The sequence below is a fragment of the Pseudomonas sp. BIOMIG1BAC genome (assembly GCF_001705995.2).
GTDB classification, from domain to species: Bacteria; Pseudomonadota; Gammaproteobacteria; order Pseudomonadales; family Pseudomonadaceae; genus Aquipseudomonas; species Aquipseudomonas sessilinigenes.
In genome coordinates this window covers 5,476,135-5,498,838 of sequence record NZ_CP049045.1, presented here as the reverse complement: position 1 = coordinate 5,498,838, position 22,704 = coordinate 5,476,135, and the positions used below count along the sequence as shown (strand labels likewise).

Below are 22,704 nucleotides of genomic sequence, written 5' to 3'. Positions count from 1 at the left end.
CGTGGCGTGCAAGCATTAATCGAGTCGGTGGGTTCTCTTTCTGCGCAAGAAAAGAAAGCGTTGGCGGTACTGCTCAAACAGCAAGGCATCAACCTGTTCGAGATCGCCCCGGTTTTCAAGCGCCAGCAGGATGAACCGCTGCGACTCTCTTATGCCCAGGAGCGGCAGTGGTTTCTCTGGCAATTGGAGCCCGAAAGTACGGCCTATCATGTGCCTCGGGCGCTGCGTCTGAATGGACCGCTGGATCTGGCAGCATTGCAGCGCAGCTTCGATACCCTGGTGGCGCGCCATGAAAGCCTGCGTACTTGCTTGCAGCAGGATGGCGACAACACCTTGCAGATCATCCGGCCGCAAATGCGCATCGAGATCCTGGTGGTCGATGCCGACGAAGCGCGGTTGCAGGGCCTGGTGGAAGCACAGATCGCCCGTCCCTTCGACCTGCAGCAGGGGCCATTGCTGCGCGTGAGCCTGCTGCGCCTGGCCGAGGATGAGCATGTCCTGGTGCTGGTCCAGCACCATATCGTCTCCGATGGCTGGTCGATGCAGGTGATGGTCGACGAGCTGGTGCAGCTGTATGCCGCCTGCACCCAGGGGCGTGAGCTGCAACTGCCGGAGTTGCCGATCCAGTACGCCGACTACGCGCTGTGGCAGCGCAGTTGGATGGAGGCTGGCGAGAAGGAGCGCCAGCTGGGGTATTGGCTGGATCGGTTGGGTGGCACGCAACCGGTTCTGGAACTGCCCCTGGACTATCCGCGTCCTGCTATCCAGAGCCATCGTGGCGCTCGAGTGGACATGACGCTGGAGGGCGAGTTGTTCGCCAGGCTCAAGGCCGTCGCCCAGCGCGAAGGCGTGACGCTGTTCATGTTGCTGCTGGCTTCGTTCCAGACCTTGCTGTATCGCTACAGTGGCCAGTCCGATATCCGTGTCGGCGTACCGACCGCCAACCGCAACCGGGTGGAAACCGAGCGCCTGATCGGCTTCTTCGTCAATACCCAGGTGCTCAAGGCCGATATCGATGGCCAGATGTCCTTTGTCCAGTTGCTGCAACAAGTCAAGCAGCGCGCGATAGAGGCCCAGGCCCACCAGGACTTGCCGTTCGAACAGTTGGTGGAGGCCCTGCAGCCGGAACGTAGCCTGAGCCACAACCCGTTGTTCCAGGTGATGTTCAACCACCAGACCGATGCCCGTAGGGGCAAGGACGCCGGTCCGGTGTCCGGGCTGCAGGTGCAGAGCCTGGAGTGGGAAAGCCAGACCGCGCAATTCGACCTCAACCTGGATACCCAGGAGTCCGCCGAGGGCCTGCTGGCGTCCTTGACCTACGCCAGCGACCTGTTCCACAGCGAAACCGCGCAACGCCTGTTGCAACACTGGCAGAACCTCCTGCAGGCGGTCGCGGCCAACGCCTCTTTGCGCGTCGATGAGTTGCCCATGCTGGACGACGCGCAATGGCAGCGGATCGTGCATGGATGGAATGCCACCGAATTCGACTATCCGCGTGAACAAGGGGTGCACCAGCTTTTCGAAGCCCTGGCCCTGGCACGTCCCGGGGCGCTGGCCTTGCAATTCGACGACCAGTCCCTGACCTATGCCGAACTCAATCAGCGGGCCAACCGCCTGGCTCATCGCCTGATCGCCATGGGCGTCGGTCCGGATGTGCTGGTGGCGGTGAGCGTGGAGCGTTCCGCGCAAATGGTCATCAGCCTGTTGGCCACGCTCAAGGCCGGTGGCGCCTATGTGCCGCTGGACCCGCAATACCCGGCTGATCGCCTGGCCTACATGCTTGAGGACAGCAAGGCCCGGGTGTTGCTGACCCAGCAGCACCTGCGCCAGCGTCTGCCTCAGCCAGCGCAACTGCAGGTATTGCTGGTGGAGGAGGCCGAGGCCGATGCCACCTGCCCGGTGGGCAATCCACAGGTAAGCCTTTCACCCGAACACCTGGCCTATGTGATCTACACCTCCGGTTCCACTGGCAAGCCCAAGGGTGTGATGGTGCGGCACCAGGCACTGAGCAGTTTCACCAGCGGCATGGCTGCGACCCTGGAGATTGGCGCCGATGCGCGGGTGCTATCGCTGACCACCTTCTCCTTCGATATTTTTGCTCTTGAGCTCTATGTACCGCTGACCATGGGCGCTACTGTGATCCTGGGGGACAAGGAGCTGGCTCTTGACCCGGAGGCCATTCTCGATCTGCTGCAAGCTCGCAGCGCCAGCGTCTTGCAGGCGACTCCTTCGACCTGGCGCATGTTGCTGGATAGTCCGCGTGCCAGCGCAATGCTGCGGGGCATCAAGTGCCTGTGTGGCGGTGAGGCGCTGCCGGCCGACCTGGCCAAGCGCATGCTCGAACTGCAGGGCCCGGTCTGGAACCTGTATGGGCCTACCGAGACCACTATCTGGTCGGCAGCCCACCGGGTCGAGGCGCAGCCCTTCGTTGGCCGGCCGATCGCCAACACCTCGCTGTTCATCCTCGACGGTGGATTGACTCCTTGCCCGCAGGGGGCGGCTGGCGAGCTGCTGATCGGTGGTGTCGGCCTGGCCCGGGGCTACCACGAGCGGCCAGCGATGACCGCCGAGCGCTTCGTTCCCCATCCGTTTTCCACCAGCGGCGAGCGCGTCTATCGCACTGGCGACCTGTCGCGTTATCGCGCCGAGGGGATCGTGGAGTACATCGGCCGGGTCGACCACCAGGTCAAGGTGCGCGGTTTCCGTATCGAGCTGGGCGAGATCGAGGCGTGCTTGCGTGACCAGCCCGCTGTGCGCGAAGCCGCAGTGTTGGCTGACGATGAACGGCTGATTGCCTACCTGGTGACTCACCAGATCACCGCCGAAGCCGACCAGGCGACATTGCGCGAACAGTTCAAGGCGGCCATGCGTGAGGCTTTGCCAGACTACATGGTGCCGGCCTACCTGATCTTCCTCGAGCGCATGCCGCTGACTCCCAATGGCAAGCTGGACCGCAAGGCCCTGCCCAAACCCGATGCCAGTCTGCTGCAGAAACGCCATGTGGCACCGGTCAGCGAAAGAGAGCAGCAAGTCGCGGCGATCTGGGCCGATGTACTCGGGGCGCAGCAGGTCGGGCTCGAAGACCACTTTTTTGAGTTGGGCGGCCATTCGCTGCTGGCCACCCGCGTGGTCTCGCGGGTGCGCCAGGCACTGGGTATCGAGGTGGCCCTCAAGGCGCTGTTCGAACAACCGGTACTGGGCGACTTTGTCCAGGCGTTGGGGCAGGGCGGGGCGCAGATGGCGACTATCGCCAGGATCGATCGCGATCAGCCTCCGGCCTTGTCCTATGCCCAGGAACGCCAGTGGTTCCTCTGGCAGTTGGAGCCACAAAGCGCTGCCTACCATATTCCCGGTGCGCTGCGCCTGAAGGGACAGCTGGATCGTACCGCCTTGCAGCGAGCTTTCGATGCTCTGGTGGCACGTCATGAAACCCTGCGCACTCGATTCGCCATCGATGGCCTGCATGCCGTCCAGCTGGTCGGGGAAGATAGCGCCCAACCTGTGGAGTACGAGGTTTTGCCAGCGGTCGATGCCGCCCGGTTGCAGGAGCGGGTCGAGGCCGAGATTGCCCGGCCGTTCGATCTGCGTGAAGGCCCGCTGTTGCGGGTCAAGCTGTTGCGCCTGGCCGAGGATGAACATGTCCTGGTGCTGGTGCTGCACCATATCGTTGCCGATGCCTGGTCGATGCAGGTGATGGTTGATGAGCTGGTTCGGCTGTATGCCGCCTACAGCCTGGGGCAGGAGTTGCAACTGCCAGATTTGCCGATCCAGTACGCCGATTACGCGGTCTGGCAACGCAACTGGATGGAGGCAGGGGAGAGGCAGCGGCAACTTGAGTACTGGCGTGGCCAATTGGGCCAGGTACAGCCGGTACTGGAACTGCCCCTGGATCATCCGCGGCCGGCTACGCAAAGCCATCGTGGTGCACGCCTGGACCTGGCGCTGGATGCGCCTTTGGTCGTGGAACTCAAGGGCGTGGCTCAACGTGAAGGCGTGACGCTGTTCATGGTGTTGCTGGCCTCGTTCCAGGCCTTGTTGTATCGCTACAGTGGCCAGGCCGATATCCGCATCGGGGTGCCGATCGCCAACCGCAACCGAGTCGAGACCGAGGGCTTGATCGGCTTCTTCGTCAACACCCAGGTGCTCAAGGCCGATATCGATGGCCGGATGTCCTTCGTCGAGCTATTGCAGCAGGTCAAGCGCAGTGCCCTGGAGGCCCAGGCCCACCAGGACCTGCCGTTCGAGCAACTGGTGGAAGCGCTGCAGCCGGAACGCAGCCTGAGCCATAACCCGCTGTTCCAGGTGATGTACAACCATCAGAGCGAGGTTTCTGGCGCCGCTGGACCGCAGCAGTTGCCCGGGCTGCGAGTGGAGGGCCTGGAGTGGGACAGCCACACGGCCCACTTCGATCTGAGCCTGGATACCTCTGAGTCCGCCGAAGGCATCTGGGCTTCCCTGACCTATGCCACGGACTTGTTCGATACCGCGACCGTGCAGCGCCTGGCCCGAGATTGGCAAGCCGTGTTGCAAGCCTTGGCCAGTGCCCCGGCGAGCCAGGTCGGCGAGCTGGAGCTGGTCGGTGGTGCTGATCGGCAGCGCATGCTCGAGCAGTGGAATGCCGCTGATGGCGCCTTGCAGGTCACTGACAGCGTCCATGGGCTGTTCGAGGTCCAGGCCGGGCTACGTCCCGCAGCCTTGGCCCTGATGCTCGACGGACAGTCCATGAGCTATGCCGAGTTGAACCAGGAGGCCAACCGCCTGGCGCATTGCCTGATCGAGCAGGGCGTTGGCCCGGAAGTGCTGGTCGGCGTGGCGGTGGAGCGCTCCTTCTCCATGGTGGTCAGCCTGTTGGCAGTGCTCAAGGCCGGTGGTGCCTATGTGCCTCTGGACCCGGAGTACCCACGCGAGCGCCTGATACACATGCTCGAGGATAGCCAGCTGCGCCTGGTCCTGACTCAGTCCCACCTGCGCCAGCGCTTGCCGTTGCCACTGGAGCTGGCGGTGCTGGACCTGGATCTTGCCCGGCAGCATCTGCAGCAGTGTCCGGTGAACGATCCGCAAGTGGTGGTCGATCCTCTCAGCCTGGCCTATGTGATCTACACCTCGGGATCGACTGGCAAGCCCAAGGGCGTGGCCATCAACCACGCTGCCCTGAGCCAGTTCGCGCAGATCGCCGCGGACTATTCACGCTTGACCTGCGACGATCGCGTGTTGCAGTTCGCGACATTGAACTTCGACGGTTTCGTCGAGCAGCTGTATCCAGCCCTGACCCGGGGTGCGAGTGTGGTGTTGCGTGGCCCCGAGCTGTGGGACAGCGCCCGGCTGTACCAGGAAATCATGACCCAGGGCATTACCTTGGCGGACCTGCCGACAGCCTACTGGAACCTGTTCCTGCTCGATTGCCAGGCGGCCGGTGCTCGCTCTTACGGCAGCCTGCGGCAGATCCACATCGGTGGCGAGGCGATGCCGCTGGATGGGCCGGCCCAATGGCTTCGCAGTAGCGCAGGGCATGTGCGGTTGTTGAATACCTATGGCCCGACCGAGGCCACTGTGGTTTCCAGTGTGCTCGATTGCTCATCTCTCGATGAAATCACTGGCTCCACCGCCAGCCCCATTGGTCGTTCGCTGCCCGGCCGGGCCCTGTATGTCCTGGACCGTGACCTGAACCTGGCCCCACTGGGGGCGGTGGGCGAGCTGTACATCGGCAGTGCCAGGGGGTTGGCACGGGCCTACCTGCAACGGCCACTGTTGACCGCCGAGCGCTTCGTTCCCGATCCCTTCGGTAAAGTTGGCGAGCGCTTGTACCGTACGGGAGACCTGGCGCGTTACCGCGCTGATGGGGTGATCGAATATGCCGGGCGGATCGACCACCAGGTGAAGATCCGTGGCTTCCGCATCGAGCTGGGAGAGATCGAGGCGCTGTTGCTGGCCCAGGACTCTGTACGTGAAACGGTGGTATTGGCTGCAGATGGCCAACTGGTCGCCTACCTGGTGGCGAGCCAGGTCCATGATTCGTCCGCAGCGCAACAGGCGTTGGGCGAGGAACTGAAGGTCGCATTGCGCGAGCAGTTGCCGGACTACATGGTGCCGTCGCACTTGGTATTCCTCGAGCGGATGCCGTTGAACCCCAACGGCAAGCTGGATCGTGCGGCATTGCCACGTCCGGATATGAGCCAGGCACATAAGGCCTGGGTGGCTCCTCAGAGTGAGACCGAGCGGCAGGTCGCGGCGATCTGGGCACAGATCCTGGATGTCGAGCGCGTTGGCTTGACCGATCACTTCTTCGAACTGGGCGGGCATTCCTTGCTGGCCATGCAGGTGGTCTCGCGCTTGCGCCAGGTTCTCGGGCTTGAAGTGCCTCTCAGGACGTTGTTCGAACAGCCACGCTTGGACGCCTTCGTGGGTGCCTTGCCGAGCGCCGGGCTGGCGTCCACCGCTCCGGCGATGGTCGTGGTCGATCGGGATCGTCCGTTGGCGCTGTCCTATGCCCAGGAGCGCCAGTGGTTCCTCTGGCAGCTGGAGCCTGAAAGCTCGGCCTACCATGTGCCCAGCGCGCTGCGCTTGAAGGGCCTGCTGGATCGTGCCGCCTTGCAGCGCAGTTTCGACACCCTGGTGGCGCGCCATGAGAGCCTGCGTACCCATCTGCACCAGGACGGTGAGCGAGCTGTCCAGGTCATTGGTGCCCAGGCCTCGGTCGAGATCGCTTGCGCCGATACCGATGAAGACAATCTCAAGTCCCGGGTTCAGGCCCTGATCGCGCGTCCCTTCGATCTGCAACAGGGGCCCTTGTTGCGAGTCCAGTTGCTGCGCCTGGCCGAGGATGACCACGTGCTGGTCATGGTCCAGCACCACATCGTCTCCGATGGTTGGTCGATGCAGGTGATGGTCGATGAGTTGGTGCAGTTGTATTCGGCCTACAGCCTGGGCGAGGAGCTGCAACTGCCGGCCTTGCCGATCCAGTACGCCGACTATGCCGCCTGGCAGCGCGACTGGATGGAGGCCGGGGAAAAGGCTCGCCAGTTGGAGTACTGGCGTGAGCTGCTGGGTGGTGAACAAGCCGTGCTGGAACTGCCCACCGATCATCAGCGTCCGGCGGTACAGAGCCATCGTGGCGCGCGGCTGGAGCTGGCGCTGGATACTCGTTTGGTCGGCGGCTTGCGGGCCTTGGCTCAGCGCGAAGGCGTAACGATGTTCATGCTGTTGCTGGCCTCGTTCCAGACCTTGCTGCACCGCTACAGCGGCCAGCAGGACATCCGTGTCGGGGTGCCGATCGCCAACCGCAACCGGGTAGAGACCGAGCGCCTGATCGGTTTCTTCGTCAACACCCAGGTGCTCAAGGCCGATATCGACGGGCAGATGACCGTCGACCAGTTGCTGGCGCAGGTCAAGCAACGGGCCCTGGAGGCCCAGGCCCACCAGGACCTGCCGTTCGAGCAACTGGTGGAGGCGCTGCAGCCGGAGCGCAGCTTGAGCCTCAACCCGCTGTTCCAGGTGATGTTCAACCACCAGGCCCAGGCGCGCCTGGCCAGTGCCGGGCGCCAGGCGTCCGGGCTGCGCTTGGAAGCGCTGGAATGGGATAGCCAGACCGCGCACTTCGACCTGGACCTGGACATCAATGAGGCGGCCGATGACATCTGGGCATCGTTTGGCTACGCCACCGACCTGTTCGAAGCCTCGACCATCGAGCGCATGGCCCGCCACTGGCAGAACCTGCTGCAGGCGATGGTTACCAACCAGCAACAAGCCATCGGCCAGTTGAACCTGCTGGACGAAGCGGAGCAGCGGCAGATCATCCAGCTCTGGGATCGGACCGATTCGGGCTTCCCGGCCACGCGCCTGGTGCACGAGCTGGTGGCCGACCGTGCCCGGGAAACCCCCGAGGCGGTGGCGGTGATCTTCGGTGAGCAACAGCTGACCTACGGCGAGCTGGAGCGCAGCGCCAACCGCTTGGCCCGGGCCCTGATCGCCCGTGGCGTGGGCCCGGAAGTGCGGGTGGCGATCGCCATGCCGCGCAGCGCGGAGATCATGGTGGCGTTCCTGGCGGTGCTGAAATCCGGTGGCGTGTATGTGCCGCTGGACGTGGAATACCCCGAGGACCGGCTGCTGTACATGATGCAGGACAGCCGCGCGCAACTGCTGCTGACCCACTCGGCGGTGCAACAGCGCTTGCCGGTGCCGCAGGGGCTGGAGAGCCTGGCGGTGGACCGTACCGAGCAGTGGAGTGGTGACGACGACAGCGCCCCGCACGTGACGCTGGACGGCGACAACTTGGCGTATGTGATCTACACCTCCGGCTCCACTGGCTTGCCCAAGGGCGTGGCGGTGTCCCACGGGCCGTTGGTGGCGCACATCATCGCCACCGGCGAGCGCTACGAAATGACCGCGGCCGATTGCGAGCTGCACTTCATGTCGTTCGCCTTCGACGGCTCCCATGAAGGCTGGATGCACCCGCTGATCAACGGTGCCCGGGTACTGATCCGCGACGACAACCTGTGGCTGCCGGAGCAGACCTACGCCCAGATGCATCGCCACGGCGTGACCGTGGGGGTGTTCCCGCCGGTGTACCTGCAACAGCTGGCCGAGCACGCCGAGCGCGATGGCAACCCACCGGCGGTGCGGGTGTACTGCTTCGGTGGTGATGCGGTGGCCCAGGCCAGCTACGACCTGGCCTGGCGGGCACTGCGTCCGACCTACCTGTTCAACGGCTATGGCCCGACCGAAACCGTGGTCACGCCGCTGCTGTGGAAGGCCCGCAAGGACGATCCATGCGGAGCGGCCTACGCCCCGATCGGCACGCTGCTGGGCAACCGCAGCGGTTATGTGCTGGATGCCGAGTTGAACCTGCAACCGATCGGCGTGGCGGGCGAGCTGTACCTGGGCGGCGAAGGCGTGGCCCGGGGTTACCTGGAACGTCCGGCACTGACGGCCGAGCGCTTCGTGCCCGATCCGTTCGGTGCGCCGGGCAGCCGGGTGTACCGCAGTGGCGACCTGACCCGTGGCCGTCCTGACGGGGTGGTGGACTACCTGGGCCGGGTCGACCACCAGGTGAAGATCCGCGGCTTCCGTATCGAACTGGGCGAGATCGAGGCGCGCCTGCGTGAGCAGGATGCTGTGCGGGAAACCGTGGTGGTGGCGCAAAGTGGCCTCAGCGGCAAGCAGTTGGTGGCCTATGTGGTACCGGTGGACCCGGAGCTGGTGAGCGACGCCGTGGCGCAAGCGCAATGCCGCGAGGCGCTGCGCCAGGCGCTCAAGGCGCGCCTGCCGGACTACATGGTGCCGGCGCACCTGATGTTCCTCGAACGCATGCCGCTGACTCCTAACGGCAAGCTGGATCGCAAAGGGCTGCCACAGCCGGACGCCAGTCAGTTGCAGCAAGCCTATGTGGCTCCGCAGAGTGAACTGGAAGGGAAAATCGCGGCGATCTGGGCCGAGGTCCTGCGCCTGCCACGGGTGGGGATCAACGACAACTTCTTCGAGCTGGGCGGTGATTCGATCATCTCGATCCAGGTGGTCAGTCGTGCGCGGCAAGCCGGCGTGCGCTTTACGCCCAAGGACCTGTTCCAGCACCAGACCGTGCAAAGCCTGGCCTCGGTCGCCAGGGAGGGAGGCGAAGGCCTGGTCATCGACCAGGGGCCGGTAGCAGGAGATGCACTGCTGCTGCCGATCCAGCAGTTCTTCTTCCAGGAGGACATTGCCGAGCGCCAGCATTGGAACCAATCTGTGGTTCTGCGTCCTGGAGAATTGCTCGACGGATATCTATTGCAGCAGGCACTTGGAGCTTTGATCGCACACCACGATGCCTTGCGTTTGAGCTTTACTGAAGCGCCCACGGGTTGGCAGGGACATTATCGTGGCCTGGATGAACTGCAAGCGGTTGAAGGCTTGCTCTGGCAAGTGACCCTTGACTCTGTCGAAGCGCTCGAGCCTTTGGGTAACAAGGCGCAGCGTAGCCTGGACCTGGCCCAAGGGGTATTGTTGCGCGCTGTCTTGGCTGAGCTGCCCGATGGTTCCCAGCGATTGCTGTTGGTAATCCATCATCTGGTTGTCGATGGTGTGTCTTGGCGGATTCTTCTAGAGGATCTGCAAACGGCCTATTGCCAGGTTCGCGCTGGAGCTCAGGTGGTATTACCTGCCAAGACCAGCTCTACCAAGGCTTGGGCTGAGCGTCTGCGAGTTCACGCACAGGGGCCTGCGCTCCAGGACGAATTGGGGTTCTGGCAAGCGCAATTACGAGGCGTCGAGTCTGGGTTGCCTTGTGACAACCCCCAAGGCGGCTTACAGAACAAGCTGGCGCTATCCGTAAGCACGCATCTGAATCAATCCTATACCCGTCGATTGTTGCAAGAGGCTCCGGCAGCTTATCGCACCCAGATCAACGACCTGCTTCTGACGGCGCTTTCACGGGTTATCACCCGTTGGACCGGCCATGCTTCGCTGCTGGTCAAGCTTGAAGGACATGGTCGTGAAGATCTGTTCGATGACATTGACCTGACCCGTACCGTGGGCTGGTTCACCAGCCTGTATCCCGTGGCATTGACCCCTGCGCAGACACTCGCTGACTCGATCAAGCGGATCAAGGAGCAGTTGCGTGCGATTCCCGATAAGGGCGTTGGTTTTGGGGCTCTGCGTTACCTGGGTGATGAGCACGCGAGGAAGACCCTCGATGAGTTGGCAAAACCCAGAATCACCTTTAACTATCTGGGCCAATTCGATGGCAGTTTCGATGATTCTGCAGACCGCCCATTCTTTACTCCCACCGGTGAAGCAGTCGGCCCGGATCAGAGTGATGAGGCCATGTTGGGCAACTGGTTGGAAATCAACGGCCAGGTTTATGGTGGTGAGTTGAGCCTGAACTGGAGTTTCAGTCGTGAGATGTTCTCCGAGCAAACCGTGCAGCACCTGGCCGATGATTACGCGCTGGAGCTGCAGGGTTTGATCGAGCATTGCTGCCTACCGGCAAGCCGCGGTTTTACTCCATCGGACTTCCCCCTGGCGAAGCTCAGCCAGGGGCAATTGGATTCTTTGGCATTGATGGAGGTAGATGATCTCTATCCGTTATCACCCATGCAGCAAGGGATGCTGTTCCACGCACTGTATGAGCCGCAGGCGGGCGACTACGTCAACCAGATGCGGGTCGATGTAGAGGGGTTGGATCTGCCGCGGTTCAAGGCTGCCTGGCAGGCCACCGTAGAAAATCACGACATCCTGCGTACCGGTTTCATCTGGCGTGGTGATCTGGAGCAGCCGCTCCAGGTGGTTCATCGCCATGCCGAGGTATCTTTCATCGAGGCGGATCTACAAGACAGGAGCGAATCGCCACGGGAGCTGGATACCTTGGCCGAATCCGAGCGAGTGCAGGGCTTCAACCTCGAGTGCCCGCCCTTGATTCGACTGGCGGTGGTTCATACCGGTATGCAGCGTTGTCATTTGATCTACACCAGTCACCACATCCTGATGGATGGCTGGAGCAGCTCACAACTGTTTGGTGAGGTATTGGAGCGTTATGCCGGACATGTTCCAGAGGCCCAGCTAGGTCGCTACAGAGATTTCATCGCCTGGCTGCAGGTGCAGGACAAATCGTCTCAGGAGGCATTCTGGAAAACCCAGTTGGCCAATCTGGATGAGCCAACGAGATTGTTCCAAGCACTGTCGCAGAACCTGCGTCACGGGTCTTCGGGGTTGGGAGAGCTTGCACATGAGTTGGATCACCAGCAGATGATCAAGCTCAAGAGCTTCGCCCAGGGCCAGAAGATAACACTCAATACCTTAGTGCAATCGGCATGGTTGTTATTGCTGCAACGCTATACCGGACAAGACACCGTGGCTTTCGGCGCTACAGTATCAGGTCGTCCGGCAGAGTTGCGTGGGGTAGAGCAGCAGGTTGGTTTGTTCATCAATACCCTGCCCGTGGTTGCGACATTGAAACCGGATGTGCCTGCAGCGCAATGGATGCAGCAGATACAGGGGCAGAACCTTGCGCTGCGTGAGCAAGAGCACACGCCCTTGTTCGAAGTGCAGCGCCTGGCTGGCTTGGGAGGCGAGACGTTGTTCGACACCATTCTGGTGTTTGAAAACTATCCTGTTTCGCAGGTATTGGAGCAAGGAGCGCCTCAAGGCGTCCGTTTTGGCAGCGTAGTCAGCCGGGAACAGACGCATTACCCATTGTCGATAGCGGTAGGTGTCGGAGAGACCCTGACGCTGCACTACAGCTATGACCTTGCTGAGGTTTGCCCGGAAACCATTGAACGTCTCAATCAACATTTACTGCATCTGTTGAGTGAATTGGTTGAGAGGCCTCAAGCCCCCCTGGGCTCGCTGATGCTGCTGACTGATATGCAGCAACAATGTTTGGCGGCTAACGAGCATGGACTCTCTGCAGAGTACTCTTGGGCCCCAATACAGCATCTGATCGAGCAGCAAGTCGAACGCACTCCTCAGGCCACGGCACTTATTTTTGGTGAGCGACAACTGACTTATCGTGAACTGAACAGCCATGCCAACCGATTGGCTCATGCGTTGGTCGAGCGTGGTGTCGGAGCCGAGACGCTGGTCGGGATTGCGGTGGAGCGTTCCTTTGAAATGATTGTCGCGCTGCTGGCGATTCTCAAGGCCGGGGGGGCTTATGTGCCTCTGGATCCTGAGTATCCGGAAGAGCGCCTGGCCTACATGATCAAGGACAGCGGCGTGAAGTTGCTGCTGAGTCAATCCCATCTGCAGTTGCCATCCAGCGATGGGGTACAACGCTTGGATCTAGACGGTGATCATGCCTGGTTGGCAGGTTACGGCGAGGCCAATCCGCCGCAGGTAGTGAGCGGCGAGAATCTCATGTACGTGATTTACACCTCTGGATCTACTGGCAAGCCTAAGGGGGTGGGAGTCAGTCATGGGGCGCTGGCACAACGCTTGCTGTGGATGCAGGAAACCTATGCCCTTCAGGTCGATGATGTGCTGCTGCAGAAGGCTCCGATGAGCTTTGACGTATCGGTCTGGGAGTGCCTGTGGCCGTTGTTCACAGGTTCTCGGCTGGCTTTGGCAGCGCCAGGCGAACACCGTGATCCGGTGCGTCTGATGGAGCTAGTACAGCGTTACGCCGTAACTACTTTGCACTTTGTGCCGCCATTGCTGCGGATGTTCATGGACGTGCCAGGTATCTCTGCTTGTACAAGCTTGCGCCGGATGTTTTCCGGGGGGGAGGCGCTGACGACTGACTTGCGTGACCAAGTGCTGAAGTTGCTTCCGGGAACAATCCTGCACAACCGGTACGGACCTACGGAAACGGCCATCAATGCCACTTACTGGCATTGCACCCCGTTAGATGGTGCGCGTTCGCCGATAGGCCGTCCTTTGGGGAACGTAATTTGCCGAGTGTTGGATGGTGACCTAAATCCTCTTCCCACAGGTGTGGCCGGAGAGCTATATGTCGGTGGTGCTGGCCTGGCTCGTGGTTACCTCGGACGTCCGGGATTATCAGCTGAACGTTTCATCGCTGATCCTTTCATGGGCGAAGGTATGCGGTTGTATCGAACCGGCGACCGTGTGCGTTGGGCTGAAGATGGGGCATTGGAGTACCTGGGGCGTCTCGACCAGCAGATCAAGGTTCGGGGGTTCCGGGTTGAGCTGGATGAGATCCGCTCCTTGTTGCAGGCCCAGGCCGGTGTGGTTCAGGCCGAAGTGATTCTGCGCCAGGGAGAGGCAGGCAGCCAGTTGCTGGGTTACTACGTCGCTGAGCCTACAGCTCTTGAGGAGACCGAGCACAGCCACCGGCTACGTATCGCTCTGCAAGACCAGCTTCCGGAGTACATGGTGCCGAGGCTGCTCATGCGCTTGCCCCATATGCCCCTTACTCCAAACGGAAAGTTGGACCGCAAGGCCTTGCCCGAACCAGACACTCGTGTACTGCAGGGCGAGTACGTGGCTCCCCAAACTGACCTGGAAAAGCAGCTTGCTGCTATATGGCAGGATGTTTTGGGCGTTGAGCAAGTGGGTCTTACTGATAACTTCTTCGAGCTGGGCGGGCATTCGTTGCTTGTCATCAATGTCATGTCCCGTATCCAACTCGAGCTAGGGGCGAAGATCAGTGTGCAGGAGCTCTTCCAGCATGCCGAACTGCAGCAGTTGGCGCAGCGGCTGCAAGCACAGGATTCGGCCGTCAGCATGGAGAAGCTGTCGTTGCTGGATTCTCTTCTCGATGAAATGGAGCAGCTGTGATGGATAGTCTGGTAGCGAACAAGATTGTTAAACGTTTTATCGGACTGCCATTGGAGCAACGTAAGGTCTATTTGCAACGGATGCAGCAGGAAGGTGTATCACCTGCCAACCTGCCAATCCCAGAGGTGCGGCTTGAGACCCATGGTATTCCGCTTTCTTATGCGCAGGAGCGCCAGTGGTTTCTTTGGCAACTGGAGCCTGACAGCAGCGCTTACCACATTCCCAGCGTGATGCGCTTGAAAGGCGAGTTGGATGTGGCTGCTCTACAGGCCAGTTTCCAGGCGTTGATCGCACGGCATGAAAACCTGCGTACGCGATTTCGCCAGGAAGGTGAGCGGATGCTGCAGGAGATTCTGCCTGAAGCCACGGTAGATATTGTTTTCGAGGATATGGAGGAAGATGGGCTACAGGCACGTGTTGAGCAGGAGATAGCCCGTCCATTTGATCTGGAGCGCGGGCCGTTGCTACGGATCAACCTGATCCGTCTGGGGGAGCGAGAGCATGTGCTGGTCCTGGTTCAGCATCACATCATTTCCGATGGCCGTTCGATGCATGTGATGGTGGAAGAGCTGGTGCAGCTTTATGGCGCCAACAGCCGTGGATTGCAGGTCGATCTGCCGCGCTTGCCGATTCAATACGCGGACTATGCGTTGTGGCAGCGCAGTTGGATGGAGGCGGGCGAGAAAGAGCGCCAGCTGGATTACTGGTGTGGCTTGCTGGGTGGAGAGCAACCCGTTCTGGAGTTACCGCTGGATCATCCACGTCCAGCAATACAGAGCTATAGAGGGGCGTCGCTGGATCTCATGCTGGACAAAGCCCTGGTGTCAGGTGTTCGGGCATTAGCTCAGCGTGAAGGAGCCACCAGTTTCATGGTCCTGCTCGCCTCGTTCCAGTTGTTGCTGCATCGCTATAGTGGCCAGCAGGACATTCGCGTCGGTGTACCTACGGCCAACCGCAACCGGGTAGAAACCGAGCGCTTGATCGGTTTCTTCGTTAACACCCAGGTCATGAAAGCAGACATCGATAACCTGACGAGTGTCAGCACACTGTTGCGCCAGGTTCGCCAGCGAGCGTTGGAGGCGCAGGCCCACCAGGACCTGCCTTTCGAGCAGTTGGTAGAAGCCTTGCGTCCTGAGCGTAGTACCAGTTACAGCCCGTTATTTCAGGTGCTGTTCAACCATCAGAGCCATTCAGGGGCCGGTACCTCGGAACAGCCTGCCTCAGAACTTGTTCTGGAGAGGCTGGACTGGACCAGCCGCACTGCGCAATTTGACTTGAGCCTGGATATCAATGAGGGCGAGGACCGTATCTGGGCCTCATTCAGCTATGCCACCGATCTCTTTAGTGGGGCGACCGTCGAGCGTATGGCTCGACATTGGCAGAGCCTGTTGCGTGCCATGATCGATACGCCTGACGCCAGGGTCGATACCCTTGAAATGCTCGATGCCCAGGAGCGCACCCAGATCGTCGACGGTTGGAACTCCACTCAGGTCGTGTATCCATTCGAGCGACGCGTTCATCAGTTCTTCGAGGAGCAAGTCCTGCGGGTACCCGATGCTCCAGCACTTGTCTTCGCTGAGCAATCTTTGAGTTATGCACAGTTGAATCGCCGGGCTAACCGTCTGGCCCACGCACTGATGGAACTGGGGGTAGGTCCTGATAGCCTGGTGGGGATCGCATTGGAGCGCTCCCTGGAGATGGTGGTAGGGCTGCTGGCCATTCTAAAGGCGGGAGGCGCCTATGTGCCCCTCGACCCGGACTATCCGCCGGAGCGGCTGCAGTACATGCTTGAAGACAGCTCAGTGAAGCTGCTTTTGAGTCAAGCGCACTTGCGTTTGCCGGAGGCAGAGGGCGTAAAGCGTATTGATCTCGACCAAGATGATGCCTGGCTCGAGAGGTTCAGCGAGTGTAATCCGGCCATTGAGCTGGCTGGTGAGAACCTTGCCTATGTGATCTACACCTCTGGTTCTACTGGGAATCCCAAGGGGGCAGGTAATAGCCATTGCGCATTGACCAATCGACTGTGTTGGATGCAGCAGGCCTATGCGATTAGCGGCAATGATACGGTGTTGCAAAAAACACCGTTCAGTTTCGATGTATCGGTATGGGAGTTCTTCTGGCCTCTGATGACAGGAGCGCGCCTGGTGATGGCCGCTCCGGGTGATCACCGTGATCCAGCGAGATTGGTCGAGCTCATCAATCGTGAAGGGGTTACTACGTTGCACTTCGTGCCATCGATGCTGCAAGCGTTTCTCCAGAATGACGAGGTGCAGAGCTGTAAGGGGTTGCAACGTATCATCTGTAGTGGCGAAGCGTTGCCGGTCGATGCCCAGCAGCAAGTGTTCGGGAAACTGCCTCAGGCAAGGTTATATAACCTATATGGTCCTACCGAGGCAGCGATCGACGTAACTCATTGGTCCTGTATCGATGAGGGCAAGGATTCGGTGCCGATTGGCATCCCGATCGCCAACCTTGGCTGCTATATCCTCGACAGTAATCTGGAGCCGGTTCCTGCTGGAGTGCTCGGTGAGCTGTATTTGGCCGGCAAAGGGTTGGCCCGTGGATATCACCGTCGGCCTGCCCTGACGGCCGAGCGCTTTGTTGCCAGTTCGTTTGCGCCAGGAGAGAGGATGTACCGCACGGGTGACCTTGCACGTTACCGTGCCGACGGAGTGATCGAGTACGCCGGTCGTATTGATCATCAGGTCAAGTTGCGTGGTTTACGTATTGAGTTGGGTGAGATCGAGGCCCGCTTGCTGGAGCACGAGCAGGTACTGGAGGCTGCTGTGCTGGCCCTGGATGGTGTCCAGTTGGTTGGTTATGTCGTGTTGGAGGGCGATGAGCCGCGGTGGAAAGAACTCCTCGTTTCGCATCTCGCGCAGAGCCTGCCAGGGTTCATGGTTCCTGCTCAGTGGATGAAGTTGGATCGAATGCCGTTGAGTCCTAATGGCAAGTTGGAACGCAAGGCTTTACCACGACCAGATACACAGAACCGATTACATGAATATGTTCCACCTCAGACTGTGTTGGAGCAGAAAATCGCGGACATATGGCAGGATGTCCTGGGTGTTGAGAAGGTGGGGCGCGAAGACAATTTCTTCGAGTTGGGTGGTCATTCGCTGTTGCTGCTGATCGTGAAGGAGCGCTTGGCCAGCCAATGCGGACTGTCCCTGACAGTCAGCCAGTTAATGACCCGTTCGACGGTAAAGGCATTGGCCGATGATGCCGGTGAAGAGCCGCAGCGATCTTTGATCGTCAATCTGAATGGTTATAAGGGCGCCACGGGACTTTTCCTGCTTCACCCAAGCTTTGGTTCGGTGCACTGCTACAAGGCCGTTGCAATGGCTTTGCGCAGTGAGATGCCGGTGTACGGGATTATTTGTCGGGCACTGATAGAGCCGCAAAGCCAGGTGCCAAGCTGGAGTGAAATGGTTCGGGAGTATGCTGAGCAGATCCTGGATACCCAACCTGAAGGGCCTTGTTTCCTCGGTGGCTGGTCCTTGGGTGGCAACCTCGCGTTGGAGGTTGCCGAGTACCTGGAGGCTCGCGGAAGAACAGTAGCGTTCGTCGGTGCGATTGATGCTCCACCGCCGATGCATGTCAGCGCGTTCTGGGATCGAGATAGGACCATGGTTGAGGATGTTGTCGCAGCCGGCTCGGATGATGACAAGCGCATCGAGTTGCTGACAGTCATGTTTGGGGAGTCCGCCGAGGCCATTGAACAGGCCTGGCAGGACATCAAACACTCGGATAGGCCAGCAGAGCAACGTTGGAAGAAATTCGCCGAATGGGCTGAGTTGCATCTGGGGCAGGCATTCATCAGCTTGTGTGACGAGCTGGCGCAGGGCGGTGAGCTGGAGGTTTCATGGGCTCTGAAGCGCGTGCTTGACGAGCGTTTGCAGGACGCTGACTACAAGCCTCTTCTAGCGCCCATCAGTTGTTGGTGGGCTGCTAGGAGCAAGTCTGAAATGGATCGCCAGGTTATTCAGTCAGCGTTGGAGAAGGGAACCGGGCAGCGCCTGAATGCTTCGCTGGTGATCGACTCTACCCATGATCGAATTGTTGATAACCCCGAATTTGTCGAGTCCTTTGCAAGGCTTTTGAAAGAGGCCAGGCAATAGCCTGGCTTTATTCAGGTTCGTTGTGTCGCAACCATGAAAAACCCCGCCTAGGCGGGGTTTTTCATGGTGCTCATAGGTACTTGCTTCAGAAGTCCCAGCGAGTGCTTACCATCACGTTGCGTGGGTCTCCATAGTAAGCAGTGTTATAGAAGCCAATGTTGGTGTAGTAGAACTTGTCGAACAGGTTGTTGATGTTCAGGGAAGCAGACAGGTTTTCAGTGACCTGGTACCGCGCCATTACATCCACCAGCCAATAGGCCTCTTGCGAGAAGTCTTCGTAACGTCCCTTTGGTGGGCGGATGTACAGGTTCTGCCAACTCTTGTTCTGCCAGCGAGCGCCGCCACCGATTGTCCAGCGATCCAGAGGGCCCTTGAGTTTGTATGAGGTATAGAAGCTGAGTTGGTCCTGGGGTTCCCAGGTCGAGACTTTTGTACCACCCTGGTCACGCACGACCTTATGGGTATAACCCGCTTGGGCTTGCCATCCGGGAGCCAGCTCACCGGACATTTCTGCCTCGAACCCCTTGGTCTTGGCGGTAATGCCTTTGTATGCGTAACCGACTGCCGGATTGGTAGGATTGCCATTGTATTCAGCGTCCGGCTCCCGACGGTTGTCTTCATGTACTTCGAAGTACGCCAGGCTGGTATTGAGTCGGCCGTCGAAGAATTCGCCCTTCAGACCCACTTCGTAGTTCTTGCCCTCATCAGGTTCCAGCAACTTGTTGTTGCGGTCGCGATCGACCTGAGGCATGAAAATATCGGTGTAGCTGGCATATGCGGTGAAGTTGTCGTTCAGGTCGTAGGTGACGCCGACATAAGGCACCAGCCTTCCGGTTTCCTTGGAGTCATCGGTTCCTGTCAATCTGTAGTTGGCGACCCGGGTTCCAAGAATAAGATTCAGATCGTCCGTGAGGTTGAAGCGACCAGTGATGTAGGTGGCGGTTTGCCGGGTAGTCTGATCATTGATCTGGGATGGTTCCCCCCAGTTTGGCTCTGGGAAGTTACCGTTGAAGTTCCAGAAATCGATGACGTTGCCATTGGCATGGATTGGAGCACCATAGCCTTTGCCTTTCCAGTGGGCCGTTGAAGCTGCGGCACCTATGACCAGTTCATGTTCACGGCCCAGCAGGCTAAACGGGCCGCTGGCGTACACATCGACCGCATCGGTACGAGTCTTCCCAGTGTACTTGTTTGCATAGAGAGTCGATTTGCCGGTAGCAGGGAACGGGCCGAGCTGGATCGCTCCCAGCGGGGCGTCATAGCCATTGATCTGGTGAGTCAATTGACCCTTGGCTACCCAGCCGTTTGCGAAGCTGTGTTCCAGGGTCGAGAACACGCTTTGAGTGTACTGTTCCCAACTGCTCCACTTGGCTCCGTTGTTGAAAGAGCGTTTGGCTTCGATCCGGTCGCCGTTGCGATCGAACAGAGGACGGCTACCCGACCATCCTGCGTTGCGAGGATCGCTGTTCTGATAGTCAAATCCTACAGTCAGCAATGTGTCATCGGTCAGGTCTGCCTCCAGAGTACCGAAGTACACGCTGGTCTTGCGTGAGTAGCGGTCCATGAACGAACGCTTGTCCTGATATGCCGCTACTGCACGTCCGCGCAGGTTGCCACTGTCCGTCAGTGGGCCGCTGACGTCGATCTGCGAGCGATAGTTGTCCCAACTGCCGGCACCCAGCTCGAGGCTGCTCTTGAAGTCGCGAGTCGGTTTCTTGCGTATCAGGTTGATGGTGGCGCCTGGAGCACCTGCCCCGGTGAGCAAGCCCGTGGCCCCTTTGAGGATTTCCACCCGATCATAGATGGCCATGTCGCTCAGGGTCTGACCAGAGGAGTAAGCCGAGTTGCGCAGGGTAGGGATGCCGTCGTACTGGAAGTTCTCGACGGAGAAGCCCCGCGCATAGTAGTTGGTTCGTTCACTGTCATAAGTTGACACGGTAATGCCTGGCGTGTGCCGCATCACATCGTCGATGGACTTGAGTGCGAAGTCATCCATGTGCTGGCGCGTGATGACAGTGATCGATTGTGGCGTTTGCCGGGGAGTCAAGGCCAATCGAGTCGCGGTAGCAATGGTGCCGGGCGTGTAGGAACCTGTGCCTTCGGTAACGTTGCCTAACTGGTTGGCAGTTACTTGGGTCGGAGCCAGTTCAAGTCCGGCGGAACCGGCGCCGAGAGCATTGATGGTCAGCGAGCTACCATTGAGGCTGTAGTTCGTACGGGTTCCTATCAGCAGCTTGCGAATGGCTAGCTGGGGTTCCAGCTTGCCTTTGACTGCAGTGCTTTGCTGACCCTGTACATCCGTCGGGTTATACAGCACCTGCAGGTTAGTCTGCCGACCGAATTCCTGCAGGGCGCTGCCCAGAGATTGCGCCGGTACATCGATCTCGATTTCCTGGGCCTGAACGTAACCGGCGATCGGCATCGAAACTGCCAGCGCCAGGGCGCTGGGTAGCAGGTTGACGTTCAAGGCTCGTCGCATGGATCGCGCTTTACTCAGGGAACTGAGACCGAGTAGTGCAGACATGGATGCATTCTCTTCTGTGTAGTGGGCAGTTATAGGTATTTATTGCGGTTAATTCTCATTACCACTGGTAAGACGTTCCTCCTTGAACAAACCGGAAAAAAAACTCAAGCCGGTTCCATTTCGTGTACGACCTTGCCGGCGCGCAGGCGCACCAGTTGGTCGGCGATGTCGAAATAACGGTCGTCGTGGCTGATCACGATGATGGTCTTGCCCAGGCGCTTGAGGTCGGGTAACAGCTCGGTATAGAAAATCCGCCGGAAGGCCGGGTCCTGGTCGGCGGCCCATTCGTCGAACACCAGCACCGGTCGTTCTTCCAGCCAGGCGTTGACCAGGGCCAGGCGCTTGCGCTGGCCGGTGGACAGGTCAGTGGTGGTGAAGGCGCCATTCTTGACGCTGACCTTGTGGGCGATTTCCAGGCGATCCAGGTACTGGGTAGCAACATCCAGTGATTTGCCGGTATTGCCCTGGACCAGGTCGTCGAACAGGTAGTAGTCGGCAAAGACCGTGGTGAACAGTTGTCGGTAGTCGTCCCGGGCCTGGTCGGTCACGGTTTCGCCGTTGAGGCGGATCTCCCCGGACTGGGGTTGGTACAGGCCCAGCAATAGTTTGATCAGGGTGGTCTTGCCGCAACCGTTCTCGCCGACGATGAAAACGATGTCGCCCTGCTTGATGCTCAGGTTGATCGGTCCCAGGTGAAACGGCTCGCTACCTTCCACTGGCGGTGGGCTGTAGCTTACTCCACGCAGCTCCAGGCTATGGACTACCGACTGCGGGGCTTCGCTATCGACCAGTAGTAAATGCGGTTCAGGTGAGGAGAAGCGCTCGGACAACTCGGCAATACGCCTGAACGCGATTTGTGCGCGGCTGACGATGGGAAGGGCGGTAACTACGTGCTCGAGCGGTCCCTTCATGTAAAGCAGTACCAGCACAAAGCCGGTGATGACTGAGGGATCTGGATCCGGGTTAAAGGCCTGGATGGCCAGTGCCAGGCCGATGACCACGAAGAACAGCATCGAGCCGAATGTTTTGGCAACGATGAAGATGTTGACCGAACGCACTTGAATATCGCTGATGCGGTCGGCGGTAGCCTGAATTCGATGCGCGTTCATCCGGAAGCGCCGGGGGCGGTGTATACGCAGCTCCTTGGCGCCGGAAGCAATCGCGGTGTAATAGCGTTGTAGTTCGTCTTCCTGGTCGCGGGCGGCATCGAATCCCTTGATACCTGCTGAGCGCGCCACGTACTGCACGGCAGTACCGATCACAATCGCCAGCACCATCATCAGAAACATGGGGATTGAAAGGTACGCCAGGTAACCCAGGCAGCCAAGGGTAACAGTGCTAGCGATAGCTAGTGGAGTGAAGGAAAAGGAAAAGTCGCTGATGGTATCGACATCATGGGTCAGTACCGGGATCAGACGATGGGTGCGATATCGCTCGATTTGCTCGATGGGCGCTGAAAGCACTTTCTCGCCCAGGTCCTTGCGCAGGGCGGCGATGATCCGCTGGCCCACGTAGTTGGTGCCGACGTCCGAGACGATCGAGCTGACCAGGGCCAATGCGCAGAGTGCGGCGAAGGTCAGGACCACGCCCTGGGTCATGCCGCCGGCCGAATGCAGGGCGTTGTTGATGGTGGCCAGCAGCAGGGTGATAGCCAGGCCACCGGCCATGCCCAGGGCAACGGAAACCAGCACTATGCTGCGAAAGGGCCTGAGCAATGCGAGCAGGCCTTTGAAGGCGCCGCGCTTGGGGTCGGTCATAAGTACTTCCCAGAGAGTGGATAGAGGGTCGGGGCACACGGACCCTTACCCCTGAACAAACGAAGCGTCGCGGCGACTATTTAGCTTTGCCGGC

At 59.8% G+C, this 22,704-nt stretch carries 4 protein-coding genes; 2 read left to right on the top strand and 2 right to left on the bottom strand.

What is annotated here, in order from left to right:
- The first annotated feature begins 6 nt into the window (after positions 1–6).
- Positions 7–14,208 carry a non-ribosomal peptide synthase/polyketide synthase gene (locus ATY02_RS25425; RefSeq protein WP_228022222.1) on the top strand — a complete coding sequence of 4,734 codons (14,202 nt, stop codon included), beginning with the start codon at positions 7–9 and terminating at the stop codon, positions 14,206–14,208.
- Positions 14,208–18,329, top strand: a complete 4,122-nt coding sequence (locus tag ATY02_RS25420) for an amino acid adenylation domain-containing protein (protein ID WP_068582723.1) — start codon at positions 14,208–14,210, stop codon at positions 18,327–18,329. Before ATY02_RS25425 ends, ATY02_RS25420 begins: the two co-directional genes overlap by 1 nt.
- A gap of 85 nt (positions 18,330–18,414) precedes the next feature.
- Here the strand turns inward: ATY02_RS25420 and ATY02_RS25415 are convergent, their stop codons facing one another.
- Positions 18,415–20,853 (bottom strand): TonB-dependent siderophore receptor, encoded by a 2,439-nt coding sequence (locus ATY02_RS25415; RefSeq protein ID WP_083236005.1) that lies wholly within the window; start codon positions 20,851–20,853, stop codon positions 18,415–18,417.
- A gap of 104 nt (positions 20,854–20,957) precedes the next feature.
- Complete coding sequence (locus ATY02_RS25410; protein ID WP_068582728.1) at positions 20,958–22,610, bottom strand: cyclic peptide export ABC transporter; 1,653 nt, start codon at positions 22,608–22,610, stop codon at positions 20,958–20,960.
- Between the last annotated feature and the right edge of the window lie 94 nt (positions 22,611–22,704).

What these genes read in the sequence shown, in the direction of transcription:
- ATY02_RS25415 (WP_083236005.1), bottom strand. Translation starts at nt 20,853, where the DNA reads ATGTCTGCACTACTCGGTCTCAGTTCCCTGAGTAAAGCGCGATCCATG.
- ATY02_RS25420 (WP_068582723.1), top strand. Translation starts at nt 14,208, where the DNA reads ATGGATAGTCTGGTAGCGAACAAGATTGTTAAACGTTTTATCGGACTG.
- ATY02_RS25410 (WP_068582728.1), bottom strand. Translation starts at nt 22,610, where the DNA reads ATGACCGACCCCAAGCGCGGCGCCTTCAAAGGCCTGCTCGCATTGCTC.